Annotated in this window: 16 protein-coding genes; 9 read left to right on the top strand and 7 right to left on the bottom strand. The window is 67.9% G+C overall.

The features are described from left to right. Positions 1 to 131 precede the first annotated feature (131 nt). The 3 genes from ACWMMN_RS18290 to ACWMMN_RS18280 all read left to right on the top strand — a co-directional run bounded on the left by ACWMMN_RS18290 (position 132) and on the right by ACWMMN_RS18280 (position 2,148). Entirely contained in the window at positions 132 to 989 is an 858-nt protein-coding gene (locus ACWMMN_RS18290) for a class I SAM-dependent methyltransferase (protein ID WP_174993741.1), read from the top strand. Beyond that, positions 986 to 1,546: a GNAT family N-acetyltransferase gene (locus ACWMMN_RS18285; RefSeq protein ID WP_174993742.1), complete on the top strand. Its 561-nt coding sequence runs from the start codon at positions 986 to 988 to the stop codon at positions 1,544 to 1,546. Before ACWMMN_RS18290 ends, ACWMMN_RS18285 begins: the two co-directional genes overlap by 4 nt. Before the next feature lie 122 nt (positions 1,547 to 1,668). Continuing rightward, positions 1,669 to 2,148: a 2-thiouracil desulfurase family protein gene (locus ACWMMN_RS18280; protein ID WP_486424116.1), complete on the top strand. Its 480-nt coding sequence runs from the start codon at positions 1,669 to 1,671 to the stop codon at positions 2,146 to 2,148. Between the two features lie 99 nt (positions 2,149 to 2,247). Here the strand turns inward: ACWMMN_RS18280 and pcaF are convergent, their stop codons facing one another. Continuing rightward, positions 2,248 to 3,450, bottom strand: a complete 1,203-nt coding sequence (gene pcaF, locus ACWMMN_RS18275; protein ID WP_059238754.1) for a 3-oxoadipyl-CoA thiolase — start codon at positions 3,448 to 3,450, stop codon at positions 2,248 to 2,250. A gap of 226 nt (positions 3,451 to 3,676) precedes the next feature. Between pcaF and ACWMMN_RS18270 the strand changes: the two genes are divergently transcribed. Beyond that, on the top strand, positions 3,677 to 4,465 hold the full coding sequence (locus ACWMMN_RS18270) for an IclR family transcriptional regulator (RefSeq protein ID WP_059240889.1): 789 nt from the start codon (positions 3,677 to 3,679) through the stop codon (positions 4,463 to 4,465). Positions 4,466 to 4,526: 61 nt separating this feature from the next. On the opposite strand, the gene ACWMMN_RS18265 is transcribed toward ACWMMN_RS18270, so the two are convergent. Both ACWMMN_RS18265 and ACWMMN_RS18260 read right to left on the bottom strand, forming a co-directional pair. Next, a complete protein-coding gene (locus ACWMMN_RS18265; RefSeq protein ID WP_059238752.1) occupies positions 4,527 to 6,041 on the bottom strand; it encodes a M81 family metallopeptidase in 1,515 nt (504 codons plus the stop codon). Between the two features lie 97 nt (positions 6,042 to 6,138). Next, a complete protein-coding gene (locus tag ACWMMN_RS18260) occupies positions 6,139 to 7,458 on the bottom strand; it encodes an MFS transporter (RefSeq protein WP_256087114.1) in 1,320 nt (439 codons plus the stop codon). A gap of 151 nt (positions 7,459 to 7,609) precedes the next feature. On the opposite strand from ACWMMN_RS18260, the gene ACWMMN_RS18255 reads away from it, so the two are divergent. Next, positions 7,610 to 8,596 (top strand): LysR family transcriptional regulator, encoded by a 987-nt coding sequence (locus ACWMMN_RS18255; protein WP_059240888.1) that lies wholly within the window; start codon positions 7,610 to 7,612, stop codon positions 8,594 to 8,596. A 145-nt stretch (positions 8,597 to 8,741) separates the two neighbouring features. Here ACWMMN_RS18255 and ACWMMN_RS18250 read toward each other — a convergent pair whose 3' ends face one another. Together ACWMMN_RS18250 and ACWMMN_RS18245 are read right to left on the bottom strand one after the other, a co-directional pair. Beyond that, positions 8,742 to 9,857 (bottom strand): succinylglutamate desuccinylase/aspartoacylase family protein, encoded by a 1,116-nt coding sequence (locus tag ACWMMN_RS18250; RefSeq protein WP_059238749.1) that lies wholly within the window; start codon positions 9,855 to 9,857, stop codon positions 8,742 to 8,744. Positions 9,858 to 9,922: 65 nt separating this feature from the next. Further along, positions 9,923 to 10,696, bottom strand: a complete 774-nt coding sequence (locus tag ACWMMN_RS18245) for a transporter substrate-binding domain-containing protein (RefSeq protein ID WP_059238748.1) — start codon at positions 10,694 to 10,696, stop codon at positions 9,923 to 9,925. A 136-nt stretch (positions 10,697 to 10,832) separates the two neighbouring features. On the opposite strand from ACWMMN_RS18245, the gene ACWMMN_RS18240 reads away from it, so the two are divergent. Next, complete coding sequence (locus ACWMMN_RS18240; protein ID WP_059238747.1) at positions 10,833 to 11,753, top strand: LysR family transcriptional regulator; 921 nt, start codon at positions 10,833 to 10,835, stop codon at positions 11,751 to 11,753. A 34-nt stretch (positions 11,754 to 11,787) separates the two neighbouring features. Here the strand turns inward: ACWMMN_RS18240 and ACWMMN_RS18235 are convergent, their stop codons facing one another. Continuing rightward, positions 11,788 to 13,119 (bottom strand): MFS transporter, encoded by a 1,332-nt coding sequence (locus ACWMMN_RS18235; RefSeq protein ID WP_174993747.1) that lies wholly within the window; start codon positions 13,117 to 13,119, stop codon positions 11,788 to 11,790. A gap of 56 nt (positions 13,120 to 13,175) precedes the next feature. Then, a complete protein-coding gene (locus ACWMMN_RS18230) occupies positions 13,176 to 14,366 on the bottom strand; it encodes a M20 aminoacylase family protein (protein WP_256087111.1) in 1,191 nt (396 codons plus the stop codon). A 219-nt stretch (positions 14,367 to 14,585) separates the two neighbouring features. Between ACWMMN_RS18230 and acuR the strand changes: the two genes are divergently transcribed. From acuR to ACWMMN_RS18215, 3 genes are read left to right on the top strand one after another with little or no spacing between them, the layout of a single operon-like run. Next, a complete protein-coding gene (gene acuR, locus ACWMMN_RS18225; protein ID WP_486423745.1) occupies positions 14,586 to 15,224 on the top strand; it encodes an acrylate utilization transcriptional regulator AcuR in 639 nt (212 codons plus the stop codon). Positions 15,225 to 15,269: 45 nt separating this feature from the next. After that, complete coding sequence (acuI, locus tag ACWMMN_RS18220) at positions 15,270 to 16,253, top strand: acrylyl-CoA reductase (NADPH) (protein WP_256087110.1); 984 nt, start codon at positions 15,270 to 15,272, stop codon at positions 16,251 to 16,253. A 40-nt stretch (positions 16,254 to 16,293) separates the two neighbouring features. Then, positions 16,294 to 16,872: a peroxidase-related enzyme gene (locus tag ACWMMN_RS18215; RefSeq protein ID WP_059238738.1), complete on the top strand. Its 579-nt coding sequence runs from the start codon at positions 16,294 to 16,296 to the stop codon at positions 16,870 to 16,872. The last annotated feature ends 87 nt before the right edge of the window (positions 16,873 to 16,959 follow it).

Raw genomic sequence — 16,959 nt, 5'->3', positions numbered from 1 at the left:
TCCGGCGATAATCTCCGCGCGCGTTTATCCGCTTGTCACAAAGCCCCGTACCGCTTGACAATGCCGGCATCCGTTGCACGCGGCGAGACAATTTGGCCTATCCGGCCCCATTCCACCGTAATTCGAATTCAATGAAAAAGGCATTGCACGAACTGAATCGGCTGTCCTGGAATACGGCGACGGTCGCGCATAACAGCCACAAAGGCGATCAGGCCGCGTTTTTCCGCAACGGCGGCTCGACGCTGTTTCCGGAAGAGCGCGAACTGCTCGGCGATCTCGCGGGCCTGAGGCTCCTGCATCTGCAATGCAACGCGGGACAGGACACGCTGAGCCTCGTGCGCGACGGCGCGGACGCAACCGGCGTCGACATCTCCGACGAGGCGATCGCGTTCGCGCGGCAACTGTCGGCCGATGCGGGGCTGCCCGCACGGTTCGAGCGCGCCGACGTGCTCGACTGGATGCCCGACGCCGCCGCGCGCGGCGAGCGCTTCGATCGCGTGTTCACGTCGTACGGCGCGATCTGCTGGCTGTCGGACCTGGCCGCATGGGCGCGCGGCATCGCCGCGCTGCTCGCGCCGGGCGGCCGCTTCGCGATGGTCGAGTTCCATCCGTTCGCGCTGTATTTCGACGAACACTGGCAGCCGCACTACGACTACTTCAAGGGCGACGCGACCGAGGAGCCCGCAGGTGTCGGCGATTACGTCGCGGCTTCCGGCACGGGGCTCGGCACGCAGCACGACCATCCGGGCGTCGTCGATTTCGCGAACCCGCATCCGAGCTACGAGTTCATGTGGGGCATCGGCGACGTGGTGAATGCGCTCGTGTCGGCCGGGCTCGCGATCGACCGCCTGAACGAATATCCGTACGCGAACGGCTGGAAGGGTTTCGACGGCATGCGCGAGCTCGAAGGCCACCGGATGGTGCCGCCCGACGGCATGCCGCGCCTGCCGCTGATGTACGCGATCGCCGCGCACCGGGTGGCCGCATGATGCGCCGCACAGCCGCCGAACGCGACGCGCTGTCCGCCCGCCTCCTTGCGCGCGACGACGTGCCGCTCGTGTGGACCATCGACCGGCGCGAGATCATCGAGCACCTGTACGTGCTGCGCGACGGCACGCTGCGCCGCGTGCCGGAGTTCTACGACGTAGCCGGCTGGCCCGACGGCGAAGCCGACCACTACACGCCGATCCTGCTCGACTGCCATGATCGCGGCGGCTGGTTTCTCGGCAGGTTCGACGGCGCGAGGCTCGTCGCGGCGGTCGTCGTCGACAGCCGGCCGCTCGGCCCGCGACGCGACATGCTGCAACTGAAGTTCCTGCACGTGAGCCACGACTGGCGCGGCTGCGGGCTCGGCGAACAGCTCTATCACGCGGCCCGGGCGCAGGCGCGCGCGATGGGCGCCGAACGCCTGTACGTGTCGGCCACGCCGTCGCAGCGCACGATCGACTTCTACCTGCGGCTCGGCTTCACGGTCAGCCCGGCGCCCGACCCCGAGCTTTACGCGCTCGAGCCCGAGGACATTCATCTGGAAGGACCGGCGGCCTGACCGCCCGGCACGCGGGTGAAGCGTAGAATTTCCCGCTCTGCCTCAACCGCCATCCGCCATCACGGAGCACGACATTGAAGAACGACCCGCAACCGCAAGCCACGCCGAAGATTCTCGTCAGCATGTGCGTGATCGGCCATCCGGTCCGTTACAACGGCTCGGCGAAGACCGCCGCGCACGACGCGCTCGAACGGTGGCAGCGTGAAGGGCGTCTCGTGCCCGTCTGCCCGGAACTGGCGGGCGGCTTCAGCGTGCCGCGCCCGCCCGCCGAAATCGCCGGCGGCGAATCGGGAGCGCAGGTTCTGTCGGGCAGGGCACGCATCGTCGACGTGAACGGCACCGACGTGACGGCGCCGTTCGTTTCCGGCGCGCACACCGCGCTGGCCATCGCGCAGGCGCACGATTGCCGCTTCGCGATCCTCGCAGACGGCAGTCCGTCGTGCGGCAGCACGTTCATTTACGACGGGAGTTTCGGGAACCGGCGGCATGCGGGCGTCGGGGTCACGGCGGCGTTGCTGCGCGAGCATGGCATCGAGGTGTTCGCGGACACCGAGATCGGCGCGCTCGACGCGCGCCTCGGGCAGCTATCGGAAGCCGGTTAACGACGATGGGCGGCACGGGAATCCTCGTGCCGCCCATCGTTGCGAAGCGCAACAGCAGTCAAGCGGCACAGGTCCGGCCGCTTCACCTCGTCACACTGATCAGACGCGTTCGATCGCGATCGCGATGCCCTGACCCACGCCGATGCACATCGTGCACAGCGCAAAGCGGCCGTTCGTGCGATGCAGCTGGTACATCGCGGTCGTCACGAGACGCGCGCCCGATGCGCCGAGCGGATGGCCGAGCGCGATCGCGCCGCCGTTCGGATTCACGCGCGGATCGTCGTCGGCGACACCCAGCATGCGCAGCACCGCGAGGCCCTGCGACGCGAATGCCTCGTTCAGCTCGATCACGTCGAACTGGTCGATCGTCATCCCGAGCCGCGCGAGCAGCTTCTGCGTGGCCGGCGCCGGGCCGATGCCCATCACGCGCGGTGCCACACCAGCCGTCGCGATCCCGAGCACGCGTGCACGCGGCGTCAGGCCGAAGCGCTTCGCGGTTTCTTCGTTCGCGAGCAGCAGCGCGGCGGCGCCGTCGTTGACGCCCGACGCGTTGCCGGCCGTCACCGAGCCGTCCGGGCGCACGACGCCCTTCAGCTTCGCGAGCGTCTCGAGCGACGTCTCGCGCGGATGTTCGTCGCGCGACACGACCACCGGGTCGCCCTTCTTCTGCGGAATCGTGACCGACACGATTTCATCGGCCAGCGTGCCGTCCTGCTGCGCCCGCGCGGCCTTTTGCTGGCTGCGCAGTGCGAACAGGTCCTGATCCGCGCGGCTGATGTTGTAGTCGACCGCGACGTTCTCGGCCGTCTCCGGCATCGAGTCGACGCCGTGCAGCTGTTTCATCAGCGGATTGACGAAGCGCCAGCCGATCGTCGTATCGTAAATGTCGGCCTGACGCGCGAACGCGCTGGCGGCCTTGCCCATCACGAACGGTGCGCGCGTCATGCTCTCGACACCGCCCGCAACCATCAGCGCGGCTTCACCCGACTTGATCGCGCGCGCGGCCACGCCGACCGCATCCATCCCGGAACCGCACAGGCGGTTGATCGTCGAACCCGGCACGCCCTGCGGCAGGCCCGCGAGCAGCGCCGACATGCGCGCGACGTTACGGTTGTCCTCGCCGGCCTGGTTCGCGCAACCGTAGATCACGTCGTCGATCGCCGTCCAGTCGACGTCGCGGTTGCGCTCGACGAGCGCCTTGAGCGGCACCGCGCCCAGATCGTCGGCGCGCACGCCGGACAGTGCGCCGCCGTAACGCCCGATCGGCGTACGGATCGCATCACACAGAAAAGCTTCGGTCATCAGTGTCTCCGGTCCCATGAAGGCTGGGAAATGAACAGGGCGCGCCCCTTGCATTGCCCGCCGGGATGCGCTTAAATGTTCTATATACGAACATAAGATCGTGTATCGAACGTTCAACGCATCATAGGGAGTGCAGGGACGACCTGTCAAGCGCGCGGTCCGCCGCGCGGTTGGCGTGTCAGGCCCCATGCGCTATCTTCTCGGCTGCACGACATTCCAGGCGCTCATGACAACCGAAGACACTCAGACGAAACCCGGCGACTCCTATGTACAGTCGTTCGCACGCGGCCTCGCGGTGATCCGCGCGTTCGACGCGGCACGCCCCGAGCAGACGCTCACCGAGGTTGCATCGGCCACCGGGCTCACGCGCGCGGGCGCGCGCCGGATCCTGCTCACGCTGCAGACGCTCGGCTACGTCGAAGCCGACGGCCGGCTGTTCCGGCTCACGCCGAAGATCCTCGAGCTCGGCTTCGCGTATCTCACGTCGATGCCGTTCTGGAATCTCGCCGATCCGGTGATGGAGCAGTTGTCGGCACAGATCCACGAAAGCTGCTCGGCGGCCGTGCTCGACCGCACCGAGATCGTCTACGTGCTGCGCGTGCCGACGCACAAGATCATGACGATCAACCTGTCGATCGGCAGCCGGCTGCCCGCGTACTGCACGTCGATGGGCCGCGTGCTGCTGTCCGCGCTCGACGACGCGGCGCTCGACGAAACGCTCGCGCAGAGCGGCATCCGCGCGCATACGCCGCGCACGATCACGGATCTCGGCGAGCTGAAGGCGACCATCGCGCAGGTGCGCCAGCAGGGCTGGGCCGTGGTCGACCAGGAACTCGAAGTGGGCCTGATGTCGCTGTCCGCGCCGATCCGCAACCGGCGCGGGCAGATCATCGCGGCGATGAACATCAGCGGCAACGCGCAGCGGCATACCGCGAAGCAGATGGTGAAGGAGTTTCTCGGGCCGCTGCAGCAGGCCGCGCAGACGGTATCGGAGCTGGTTGCACGGCGCGGTTGAGCGACGTGGCCGGGTGCGCACATCGCGCCCGCCCGGCCACGCGTCGACGGCGTGCCGCGCTTCAACCGTTGCCGGTGAATGCCGCTCCTGCCGGCTTCATCCGGATGCCCGGAGCCAGCCGGGTCCATGGCAACTCGGCCGGATCGGCTGTCATCGGGCCCGGCGCCGCGGCAACGAGCACCGCGTGGGCGATGCCCTGGAAATCGGCGCGAAAGTGCACGGAGCTTTTGTTGACGAGGATGCGCATCGCTTCCGGCTCGACGCCGCCCACGCGATAGAGATTGCGGTCGAGCATCTGCGCCTTGCCGCTGCTCACCACGATCAGCACGCCGTCGATCCGCAGGCAGGCAACCGGCCCGATATCCGCGCGCATGCCGTTCATCATCGGGCCGTCATACCGGCAGATGCCGTCGGACAGGTTCACGACCTCGAAACGCGCGTGGTACGGCTCGTCGCCGGGCACGCCGGAGACACCGCCGAGCGCCACCTCGATGAACGCACCGACCCCGGCGCGATGGGCCGCCGCCGCGGCCGCCGGATCCCAGATCAGGCCGATCGCCGCATCGCGTGCGCCGTTGCGCAGCAACGCCCGCAGCATGCCCGTCGTGTTCGAGTCGCCGCCCGCGCCGGGGTTGTCCTGCGTATCGGCGATGACGACCGGCTTGCCGGCCCCCTCGGCAAGCCGCATCGCTTCGAGCACGGCGGCATCGGGCGACAGGAACGGCACCTGCCACGCGGCCTCGTCCGCCAGCATCCTATCGTAGAGCGCCTGCACGGCTGCCTCGGCCGACACGGCGTCGTCGCCGTAACCCCAGATGACCGGGCCGCATTCCGGAAAATCGGCCGCCGGAAAACCCGGCGCAAACGACAACGACGCCACGGCCCCGGTTTCCAGCGCCGCGAGCTGCGCATACATGCCGCGCGAAGGTTCGAGCAGCGTGCACATGCCGTTGATCGGGATCAGGAACGGCAGCCGGCGCGCCGCGCGATGCAGCGGGCGACCACCCGCCGCCCGTGAGACGAGCAGGCGCTCGAGCAGCACGGCCGCGCGTTCGCCGGTCTCGGCCATGTCGACATGCGGATAGGTGCGGAAGGCGACCAGCGCGTCGGCCTCGTGCAGCATCTTCGCGGTGACGTTGGCATGCAGGTCGAGCGACGCGACCACCGGCACGGCCGGGCCGACCGCGGCGCGCACGCGCTCCAGCAACGTGCCTTCGCCGTCGTCGGCATGCTCCGCGACCATCGCGCCGTGCAGGTCGAGGTACACGGCGTCGTAGCCTCCGTTGCGAACCGCCGCAAGGATTTCGCCGGCAATGCGCTCGAACGCGTCCTCGGTCACGTGGGCCGACGGGCTTGCGCCCGCCCAGATGACCGGCAGCAGGGTCCAGCCGCGCCGCTCCGCCGCGACGATGAATCCGCCCGCGGGAATGTTGACGTCGCGCAGCGCGAGCACGTCGTCGCCCCGCACCATGGCCGGGAAGCCCTCGCCGCGCTCGAAGTTTGCGTAAGCGGCTTTCGACGGCGCGAACGTATTGGTTTCATGCTGAAAGCCGGCGATTAAAATGCGCGTGTTCAAAAACGTGTCTCCGGAAGTAATGAGTCAATGCACCGGCACAAAGCGCCGTCAGTCCCGCACCGCGATGGATGTCGCGGACGCTTGCGCGAGCGCGACGTCACGCCGTCGCCAATGCGTCGTGCGGTGCGGGAAGCCGGTTCGCCACGAGCACCGCGGCGCCCGCGACCAGCAGCGCGACCATGACCAGCAGGCCGGCTGCCATGCTGCCCGTCGCCGAGTGGATCGCACCGATGATGGTCGGGCTCAGGAAGCCGCCGATCAGGCCGATCGTATTGATCAACGCGATGCCGCCCGCGGCGGCGTCGCCCTTCAGGTATTGCGACGGAATCGCCCAGAACACCGTGTACGCGGCCCAGATCATCGACGTGGCGATCGTCATGCCGACCAGTGAAATGACGAGATTGCCGTTGGCCGTCGTCGCCACGGCCAGCGCGATCGCGCCGATCAGGGCCGGCACCGCGCTGTGGAAACGGCGCTCGCCGCGGCGGTCCGACCGGCGGCCGATGACGACCATCGCGATCGCGGCGCAGACGTACGGGATCATCGAGTACAGCCCGATCTGCATCGTATCGGTCACGCCGTCGGCCTTGAGGATCGACGGCAGCCAGAAACTCACCGCGTAGATCCCGCAGATGATCGTGAAATAGGCGAACGCCAGCAGGTACACGCGCGGGTCGCGCAACACCTGTCCGAACGAGTGATGACCGGCGCCGGGGGTGTGCAGCTCGGCGGCGAGCATCCGCTTCTCGTCGTCGGTCAGCCACTTCGCGTCGGCCGGCCGGTCGGACAGGACCTTGAGTGCGAGCACGCCGAACAGCACGCACGGCAGGCCTTCGACGACGAACATCCACTGCCAGCCTGCCAGGCCGTGGGCACCGGCCAGCCCGGTCATCAGCCATGCCGACAGCGGCGAACCGAAGGCGCCACCGATCGGGCCGGCGAGCATGACGACCGCCATCACGCCGGCCATGCGGCGCTGGCCATACCAGTAGGTCAGGTAAAAGATCATCCCGGGCGCGAAGCCGGCCTCGAACACGCCGAGCAGGAAGCGCATCGCGTAGAACGTGGTCTCGTCATGGACGAACATCATGCCGGCCGACGTCAGGCCCCACAGCACCATGATCCGGCTGATGGTCTTGCGTGCGCCGATCCGCGGCAGCAGCAGGTTGCTCGGAATCTCGAACAGCACATAGCCGAGAAAGAAGATGCCCGCGCCCAGCCCGTACACCGCATCGGAAATACCCAGGTCGCTCTGCATCGAAAGCTTGGCGAACCCGATATTCACGCGATCGAGATAGGCGAACGTGTAGCAGAGCAGCAGAAAAGGCAGCAGGCGCCAGTTCAGTTTGCGGTACAGGGCCTGATGCGCCGGGCTGTCGGGCGCGACCGGGGCTTGAGGGGATGGAATGGCGGACATGCGCTCTCCTTTAGGGCGTATTGCTTCAAATCCCGCATCGATGTTCGACTCCGTTCGAATCGTCGAGGAGACGAAAAAGCAGCGCAAGAGCAACCTAAGCGAGTTATCGTTGCTCAACGAGCAACACTTCACCGGCCAACGGACCGACACCATGCGCGAACTGAACCAGCGCCGCCTGCGCTATTTCCATGAAGTCCTGACGCACGGCTCCATCCGCGGCGCGGCCGACAGCATCAACACGTCGCCGTCCGTCATCACGCGGCAGATCCGCTTGCTCGAGGAAGAAATCGGGGCCCCGTTGTTCGAGCGCCAGCCTCGCGGCGTGCAGCCGACCGAAGCCGCGGCGCACCTGCTCGAGTACTGGCACGGCTGCCGCTCCCAGCAGGAACTGTTCGAAGACCGCCTGCAGGCGCTGCACGGCCTGCAACACGGCCAGATCCGCATCGCCACCAGCGAAGGCTATATCGACTGCCTGATGGACGAGGTGCTCACCGATTTCTGCGCGCGCTATCCGAAGCTCGACGTCACCGTCGATCTCCTGCCGGTCAGCAAATTGCTCCAGGAAGTCGCCGAGAGCCGCGCGCATATCGGCCTCGCCTACAATCCCCCGGCGCATCCGGATATCGAGTACGTCGCCACCGCGCCGCAGCCCGTGGTGGCGCTCGTTCATCCCGGGCACCCGCTCGCCGTGCGGGGCCGGCCAGTCGCAGTACGCGAACTCGCCGAATATCCACTCGCGCTGATGCCGCCGGCGTTCGGTCTCGGGCAGGCAGTGCAGATGCTCGCCTACGCGGAGAACATCCAGCTCCACCCGACGCTCACCACCAACTCGCTCGCCGTGCTGCGCCACTTCGTCAAGCGCAACAGCGGCGTCACGCTGCTCGCCGCGTTCGCCGCGTATCAGGAACTGGAGGCGGGAGAACTCGTCGCCCTTCCCGTCGCCCATCCGCTGCTCGAGGCAGCCAACGCGCGGCTGCTGGTCAAGGCCGGCCGCACGCTCGGGGTGGCAGCCGATACGCTGCTGCGCGGCATCCTGCGGGACATGAAGATGTTTTCGAACGCGGGCGGGCGCAACGGCAGGACAACGGCGCGCGGCAAGGCCGGCAAGCGGGCGGCGGGGAATCGCGGCCGATCATGATTGTCCCCACCGACAATGCAGCCCGCCTCGCCGGCTGCGGGAAATCGGCCGACCCGGCGCAAACCGACATCATGCGGCGATTGATTATTTGAGGAACCCGACATTTCTCGCCGGTTTCGTACGGGTCAGGTTCCGCGCGCGCCATTCACGCCCCAAGTAACATCCCCGTGCGCACCGGCACCGTGCCCGTCACGCGGCCGAGCGGTGCGCCGGCGGTCACGAAGCGGATCGCACGGCGCATGTAGAACACGCCGTCGGTCGCGCTCGAGATCGTCGTGATCGCATCCGTCAGCGGATCGACGATGTCGAACAGCGGATCGCCGGCGCGGATCGTCGCGCCGATCGCCGCGCGGTGCACGAGAATCCCGCTCACCGGCGCGTAGAACTGCTCGCTGCCCGCGAGCGGCGTGGCCGGCGCGGCCAGCGGCGGCAGCGGCGTGCGTTCGCCTTGCACCGCGCCGCGCCAGACGAGATAGTCGACGAGCGCGCCGGCATCGCGCTGCGCATGTTCATACGTCACGTCGCGCTGGCCGCGGCACTCGACCGTCACGGCCACGGCGCCGGCCGCCATCGGCGTGCCTTCCGGCAGATGCTGCCGCAACCGCGACCACAGCAGGTGATGCGCATCGTCGAATGCGTGCCCGCCCGAATCCTCGGCGAGCAGCGATACTTCCGCGCCGAGATAACGCGCGAGCGGCTCGATGTCCGGCCAGGCGGTATCGCTCGTGTACACATGCATCACCGCTTCGAGCGAGCAATGCAGGTCGATCACGACGTCGGCGTCGTGCGACAGCTTCAGCAGCGCAAGCTGCAGCGCATCGAATTCGGTGCGCGGCGCGATATCGTCGAGCGCCGCGCCGACGCATTCGCGCACGATCGCGCGATTGCGCTCGCCGTCGTCGCCGAGCCGGTCGCGCGAGCGCGCGGCGATCTCCGCGAGCGGCAGGAAGCCGCGATTGAAGTTGCGGCCGCTCGCCAGGTCGAAGCGGCCGATGAACTGCCCGAGCAGATGATGATTGAGGCCGACCGGGTTCGACACCGGCACGAGCACGATCTCGGCCGTGAGCCGGCCTTCGGCATCGAGCTGCGCGAGACGCTGCTTCAGCACGAACGCCGCGAGCATCGCGGGCGTCTCGTCCGCGTGCAGCGCGGCCTGCAGGTAGATCTTGCGGCCGGCATCGGCCGGCCCGAAATGAAAGCTCGTCAGCGTGCGCTGCGTGCCGATCGACGGCGACAGGAGCGGTGTGGTGCGAATCTGCATCGACGGTCTCGAACGGATGAAAACGGGTGAATCGGAGGAATCGGGGAAATCGGCCTGCACGACGCTCAGTCGCCGTACGGATTGAAATCGAAGTACTGCTTCGCGATCCGGTCATACGTGCCGTCCTTCAGCATCGATGCGATCGCGCCGTCGATCGACGCCTTCAGCGCCGTATCCGACTGCCGCATGCCGATGCCGACGCCGCGATCGCCCATGTCGAGCGGCGCGCCGACGAATGCGAAGCCCTTGCCGCGCGGCTGGCGCAGGAACCCGTAGTCGGCTTCCACCGTGCCGAGCAGCGCCGCGTCGAGCCGGCCGTTCACGAGATCGGCGAACACGTCGTCCTGGCTCTTGTACGGCACCACGCTGACGCCGGCCGGCGCCCAGTGCGCGAGCGCCCACGATTCGAACTGCGTGCCCGACTGCACGCCGACGCGCTTGCCGGCCAGCGACGCGGTCGTGCTGCCGAGCCGGCTCTCGGGCCGCGCGACGAGCCGCGACTTGAAGCGGAACAGCTTCGACGAGAACAGGATCTGCTTCTCGCGCTTCTCCGTGATCGCCATCGACGACAGGATCGCGTCGATCTTGCGCGCCTGCAGCGCAGGGATCATCCCGGAGAACTCGAGCTCGACCCACTGGCAGCGCAACTGCGCGCGGCGGCAGATCTCGTTGCCGAGATCGACGTCGAAGCCCTTCAGGCTGCCGTCGGGCGCCTTCGCATCCATCGGCGGATAGGTCGGATCGATGCCGAGGCGCACCACGTGCGCGTCGAGCGCAGACGCGGACGTGGCCGCCAGGCCAAGGCACAGGGAAACCAGCGGGACGAGGCAACGTTTCATGGTCGACGGAGGGCAGCAAGAAGGGCAAACGGCATGAGCCGGACTGCCTGCGATCGTAGGCGGCACGCGCCGCCGCCGGAACCATCGACTGCCTTATCATGATCGGTATTTCCGATCACCGGCTTCGCGCTCATCCATGGCGTTCACGCTGTCCCAGCTCCGCATCTTCCAGGCCGTCGTCGAGCACGGCAGCCTGCGCGCCGCCGCACGCGCGCTCGATCTCGCGCAAAGCGGCGTCACGCAGCAGTTGCAAAGCCTCGAAGCGACGCTCGGCGCGACGCTGTTCACGCGCACCAATCGCGGGATCGTGCCGACGGCCGTCGGCCAGCGGCTGCTCGCGCGCTCCGGTTCGATCCTCGGCGAATGCGAGCAGGTCGAACGGGAAATCCGTCAGTTGAGCGGCGCGTACGAAGGCACCGTCACGCTCGGCCTCGTGGCCGAACCGCTGATCGATGCGTTCGCGCCCGTGCTGACCGCGTTTCGCGCGCGCTTCGACAAGGTCGACGTGCACCTGCGCACCGGCACGTCGCGGATGATGGTCGGCTGGCTGCGCGAAAGCGCGGTTGATTTCGCGATCGCGCTGGTCGCGAAGCAGACCGACACGACCGATCTCACGGTCACGCCGCTGCGTGCGTCGGCACCGGTGGTCGTCTGCCGCAACGGGCATCCGGCAATGCACGCGCAATCGCTCGCGGAGCTGGCCGGTTACGCATGGGTGTCCACCCGCTCGCCGAACCTGAGCGCCGACCCGGTCGTCAACCGGCTGCTCGCGTACTTCGATGCGCATGGCCAGCCGCCGCCGAAGATTCTCGCCACCGTCGAAGGGATGTTCGAGACGCTGCAGATCGTCACGCAGACCGATTCCCTCGCGCTCGAAACCGAAGCGATCACGCGGCACGGGCCGTACGCCGGCGCGCTCGCGAAGGTGCCCGTGCGCGAGCAGGCCGAATCGCAGGACATTTGCCTGCTGCAACGCGCGGCCGTGCCGCTGACGCCGGCCGCGCAGGAACTCGCGACGATGCTCGCGTCGTACCTGAGGATGGTGCGCGGGCGGTAAGCGCACGAGCGCGCCCCGCCGCCCGCATCACGCGTCAGTCCAGCGACTCCTGGGCCGTCTCGCGCAGCATCGCGACCGCGATCAGCGACAGCACCACGCACGCGGCCACGTAGCCGGCCGGCGCGAGCTTGCTGCCGGTCGTCTTCACGAGCCAGGTCGCGATCAGCTGCGCGGTGCCGCCGAAGATCGTCACCGCGAGCGCATACGCGATCGAGATGCCGGTCGCCCGCACGTGGCGCGGCAGCGATTCGCACATCAGCGCCATTTCCGACGCCGAGCCGAGCGAATAGAACAGCAGCATCAGCGCGGTCAGCGGCAGGATCACCGACAGCGTCGGATGATGGTTCATCAGCCAGAACGCCGGGAACAGCAGCAGGACCAGCACGCCGCGGCCGACGAAGATCGGCAGGCGCCGGCTGCCGAGCGTGTCCGACAGCCAGCCGAACAGCGGGCACGTGACCAGCATCACGCAGCCCGACGCGACGCCGACGAACATCGACAGCTTCATCGGCAGCCCGAGCGTATGGATCGCGTAGGTCGGCATGTAGAACGTCAGGATGTAGGTCGACACCGTGCCGCCCATCACCGTGAGCATCAGCAGCAACACCGTGCGCGCGTGCTTCGAGAACAGCTCGTGCAGCACGCCGCGCTCGATCCCGTGATGGCTTTCGCCGGGCGCGTCGTCCGCGAGCCGGCGGCGCAGGTACATACCGACCGGCGCGATCAGCACGCCGACGAGGAACGGCAGCCGCCAGCCCCAGCTTTCGAGCGCATCCTTCGTCATGGTGTTCGACAGCAGCGCCGCGAAGCCCGAGCCCATCAGCGCGGCGCCGCCCTGCGTCGCGAGCTGCCAGCTGGCACGGAACGCGCGGCGCGACGTGCCGCCCTGTTCGAGCAGCGTCGTCGTCGCCGCGCCGAATTCGCCGCCCTGCGAGAAGCCCTGCAGCAGCCGCGCGAACACGACGAGCAACGGTGCGGCCACGCCGACCTGCGCATAGGTGGGCGCGATCGCGATCAGGCCCGTGCCGAGCGCCATCAGCATGATCGTCAGGTTCAGCGCGGCCTTGCGTCCCTTGCGGTCCGCATAGACGCCGAGCACGACGCTGCCGAGCGGCCGCGTGAAGAAGCCGGCGGCGAACGTCGCGACCGACAGCAGCAGCGACGTGGTCGCGTCGCTTGACGGGAAGAACAGCTTGCCGATCAGCACCGCGAAGAACCCGTACACGGTGAAATCGAAGAACTCCAGCCAGTTGCCGATCACGGCCGCGGCGATCGCACCGCGCCGCGTGACGGCAGGCGCGCCCGGCGCGCTGGTTGCGGCGGCCCCCGTCGACGCGGGGTGCAGCGCGAGATGGTCTTTCTGCATCGTTGTCGTCTCCTCTCATTGCGGCCGGAAGCGCCGGCCGCGCGCCACCGCCACGATCACTGCCCGAGGTAACGCTCCACGAGGCGCGTCCAGAACGCCGCGCCGATCGGCAGGTTGCGATCGTTGAAGTCGTATTTCGGGTTGTGCACCATGCAGCCGTCCTCGCCTTCGCCGTTGCCGAGCCGCACGAACGAGCCCGGCCGCTGCTGCAGCATGAATGCGAAATCCTCGCTGCCCATCAGCAGGTCGGTCTGCTCGACCACGTGCGCATCGCCGACGAGCTCGCGCGCGACCTGCGCGGCGAAATCCGTTTCGGCATCCGTATTGACGACGACCGGATAGCCTTCGATGTACTCGACATTGGCGGTCGCGCCGTAGCTCGCGGCCTGCGTTTCGGCCAGCTCGGTAATGCGGCGCTTGAGCAGCGCGCGCACGTCCGGGCTGAACGAACGCACGCTCAGTTCGAGGCGCGCGCCGTTCGGAATCACGTTGTTCGCGGTGCCCGCGTGCATCGAGCCGACCGTGACGACCGCCGGCTGCGAGGGATCGACGTTGCGCGCGACGATCGTCTGCAGCGCCATCACGATGCTCGCCGTGACGACGACCGGGTCGACCGTCAGATGCGGCCGCGCCGCGTGGCCGCCGACGCCTTCGATCGTGATGATCGCCTTGTCGCCGGCCGACATGAACGGGCCGCGCCGCGTGAGGAACACGCCGGGCGCCGCGCCCGGATGGTTGTGCATGCCGAACACGGCGTCGCACGGGAAGCGTTCGAACAGGCCGTCGTCGATCATCTTCTTCGCGCCGCTGTCGACGCCGTGCTCTTCCGCCGGCTGGAAATACAGGTGCACGGTGCCCGAGAAGTGGCGCGTTTTCGCGAGATGCTGCGCGGCGCCGAGCAGCATCGTCGTATGGCCGTCGTGGCCGCACGCGTGCATCTTGCCGTGCGTGCCGCTCGCATACGGCAGGCCGGTCGCCTCGACGATCGGCAGCGCATCCATGTCGGCGCGAATGCCGATACTGCGCGTGCCGTCGCCCACGCGCAGCGTGCCGACGACGCCCGTCTTGCCGACCCCGCGCGTCACCTGCCAGCCCCATTGCTCGAGCTTGTCCGCGACGAGCGCGGCCGTGTCGTGCTCTTCGTACGCCAGCTCGGGATGGTGGTGGATGTGGTGACGGATCTCGCGCAGCCCGCCGGCGGCGGGCATCAGATCCTCGACTTCGGTGAATCGGGTATCGGTGGTCATCAAGGGGCTCCTGCCGTTTGTCTGCGCACGCCGAAGGCGCGTGCGGGAAAGCGAGCCACTATATCGAGCCGATATCGGTTCAATAAGATGCGGAATTTTTCACCGCGATAAGATTTTTTAATCAGGGTTAATACGGGCAACAGTTGCCGGACCGACCTCGCCCAACGCGATCGGCATGTCGGCCATTGATTTTTGAGACGAACGGTCTATTATTCGCGCATGGACACTCGAACCGATCCGCCGCGTCGCCGCGGCAGGCCGCCCAAGCAGCACGACGATCTCGTCGCCACGCGTGACGTGCTGTTGCGCACCGGGCTGGAGATCCTCACCGAAAAAGGCTTTTCGGCCACCGGGCTCGACGAGATCCTCGGGCGCGCCGGCGTGCCCAAGGGCTCCTTCTATCACTACTTCGACAGCAAGGAAACGTTCGGCCTCGCGCTGATCGACCGCTACGCGGAGTTCTTCGCCCGCAAGCTGGACCGCCATTTCAGCCAGACCGGGCACGCGCCGCTGGCGCGCGTGCGTGCCTTCGTCGACGATGCCCGCGACGCCATGGCCCGCTACGCGTACAGCCGCGGCTGCCTGATCGGCAATCTCGGGCAGGAAATGGGCACGCTGCCCGAAAGTTTCCGCGCGCGTCTGCGCGCCACGTTCGAAGACTGGCAGCGCCGCCTGGCCGAATGCCTGGCCGCCGCGCAGCAGGCAGGCGAACTGGCCGAATCGGCCGACCCTGCCGCGCTGGCCGCGTTCTTCTGGATCGGCTGGGAAGGCGCGGTGCTGCGCGCGAAGCTCGAACGCAACGACATGCCGCTCGCGCTGTTCGCGCAGTTTTTCTTCAATGGATTGCCTCGCCGCTGAGTTTTTTTACCATTGACTAGACGATCGGTCTAAAAAGGAGGACGGATGTTCCAGGGCATCGTGATCGACAAGGACGAAACCGGCCAGCACGCGCGGCTGCAGACGCTGGACGACGCGCAGTTGCCTGCCGGCAACGTGACGATCCGTGTCGGCTATTCGACGCTGAACTACAAGGACGGGCTCGCGATCACCGGCAGGATCCCGGTGGTGCGCAAGTTCCCGATGGTGCCGGGCATCGATCTGGTCGGCGAAGTCGAACACAGCACGCACCCGGACTACCGCCCCGGCGACCGCGTCGTGCTCAACGGCTGGGGCGTCGGCGAAACGCACTGGGGCGGCCTCGCGCAGAAGGCGTGTGTCGACGGCGACTGGCTGGTGCCGCTGCCGTCTGCCTTTTCGCCGCAGCAGGCGATGGCCATCGGCACGGCCGGCTACACCGCGATGCTGTGCGTGATGGCGCTGGAACGGCATGGCGTGCGCCCGGACGACGGCGAGATCGTCGTGACCGGCGCGGCTGGCGGTGTCGGCAGCGTCGCCATCGCGATCCTCGCGCGGCTCGGCTATCGCGTCGCCGCCGTGACGGGCCGCCCGGCCGATGCCGACTACCTGCGGCAGCTCGGTGCGGCGGAGATCCTCGATCGCGCGCAATTCAGCGCGCCCGGCAAGCCGCTCGGCAAGGAACGCTGGGCCGGCGCGGTCGACGTCGCGGGCGGCCATGTGCTCGCCAACGTGTGCGCGACCACGCGCTATCGCGGTGTGGTGACGGCCTGCGGCCTCGCCGCCGGCATGGACTTCCCCGCCACCGTCGCACCTTTCATCCTGCGCGGCGTCACGCTCGTCGGCATCGACAGCGTGATGTGCCCGCGCGCCGACCGCCTGGACGCATGGCGCCGGCTCGCATCCGATCTCGATGTCGAAAAGCTGGGCGCCATCGGCCGCCAGGTCGGCCTGGCCGATGCCATCCCGCTGGCGGCGGAACTGATCGACGGCAAGGTGCGCGGCCGCATCGTCGTCGACGTCAACGCGTGACGCCCGCCACGGCGGCCATGTCACTTTCTCAGGAGACCTCATGACTGTTTCGGACAACGCACCCGTCAGCCGCTTCCCGGTGCCGGCCCTCGAAGACCTGCCCGACGACATTCGCGAACGCATCGCGGCCGTCCAGGAAAAGTCGGGCTTCATCCCGAACGTGTTCCTCACCCTCGCGCATCGCCCGGACGAGTTCCGCGCCTTCATGGCGTACCACGACGCGCTGATGGACAAGCCGGGCAATCTCAGCAAGGCCGAGCGCGAAATGATCGTCGTGGCCACCAGCAGCGTGAACCAGTGCCAGTACTGCGTGATCGCGCACGGGGCGATCCTGCGCGTTCGCGCGAAGGATCCGCTGATCGCCGACCAGGTCGCCGCCAACTACCGCAAGGCCGACATCACCGCGCGGCAGAAGGCGATGCTGGACTTCGCGATGAAGGTTTCGCAGGCCGCGCACCAGGTGGGCGAGACGGACTTCGACACGCTGAAGTCGCACGGCTTCGCCGAAGAAGACATCTGGGACATTACGGCAATCTCGGCGTTCTTCGGGATGTCCAACCGCATCGCGAACGTGACGAACATGCGGCCCAACGCCGAGTTTTACGCGCTGGGCCGCTGAGCGCCCGGCAGCGGAAACCGTGACGCCATCGGCACGGAAGGCCGGCGCACATCGCCGCGCCGGCCTTCCGTGCGATCCGGGCTGCCA

The sequence above is a fragment of the Burkholderia cepacia complex sp. TUM26381 genome, assembly GCF_057439935.1.
This window is presented reverse-complemented; position numbering and strand designations above follow the sequence as displayed.

Coding starts and splice junctions, on each gene's coding strand:
- ACWMMN_RS18290 (WP_174993741.1), top strand. CDS start 132: ATGAAAAAGGCATTGCACGAACTGAATCGGCTGTCCTGGAATACGGCG.
- ACWMMN_RS18285 (WP_174993742.1), top strand. CDS start 986: ATGATGCGCCGCACAGCCGCCGAACGCGACGCGCTGTCCGCCCGCCTC.
- ACWMMN_RS18280 (WP_486424116.1), top strand. CDS start 1,669: ATGTGCGTGATCGGCCATCCGGTCCGTTACAACGGCTCGGCGAAGACC.
- pcaF (WP_059238754.1), bottom strand. CDS start 3,450: ATGACCGAAGCTTTTCTGTGTGATGCGATCCGTACGCCGATCGGGCGT.
- ACWMMN_RS18270 (WP_059240889.1), top strand. CDS start 3,677: ATGACAACCGAAGACACTCAGACGAAACCCGGCGACTCCTATGTACAG.
- ACWMMN_RS18260 (WP_256087114.1), bottom strand. CDS start 7,458: ATGTCCGCCATTCCATCCCCTCAAGCCCCGGTCGCGCCCGACAGCCCG.
- ACWMMN_RS18255 (WP_059240888.1), top strand. CDS start 7,610: ATGCGCGAACTGAACCAGCGCCGCCTGCGCTATTTCCATGAAGTCCTG.
- ACWMMN_RS18250 (WP_059238749.1), bottom strand. CDS start 9,857: ATGCAGATTCGCACCACACCGCTCCTGTCGCCGTCGATCGGCACGCAG.
- ACWMMN_RS18245 (WP_059238748.1), bottom strand. CDS start 10,696: ATGAAACGTTGCCTCGTCCCGCTGGTTTCCCTGTGCCTTGGCCTGGCG.
- ACWMMN_RS18240 (WP_059238747.1), top strand. CDS start 10,833: ATGGCGTTCACGCTGTCCCAGCTCCGCATCTTCCAGGCCGTCGTCGAG.
- ACWMMN_RS18235 (WP_174993747.1), bottom strand. CDS start 13,119: ATGCAGAAAGACCATCTCGCGCTGCACCCCGCGTCGACGGGGGCCGCC.
- ACWMMN_RS18230 (WP_256087111.1), bottom strand. CDS start 14,366: ATGACCACCGATACCCGATTCACCGAAGTCGAGGATCTGATGCCCGCC.
- acuR (WP_486423745.1), top strand. CDS start 14,586: ATGGACACTCGAACCGATCCGCCGCGTCGCCGCGGCAGGCCGCCCAAG.
- acuI (WP_256087110.1), top strand. CDS start 15,270: ATGTTCCAGGGCATCGTGATCGACAAGGACGAAACCGGCCAGCACGCG.
- ACWMMN_RS18215 (WP_059238738.1), top strand. CDS start 16,294: ATGACTGTTTCGGACAACGCACCCGTCAGCCGCTTCCCGGTGCCGGCC.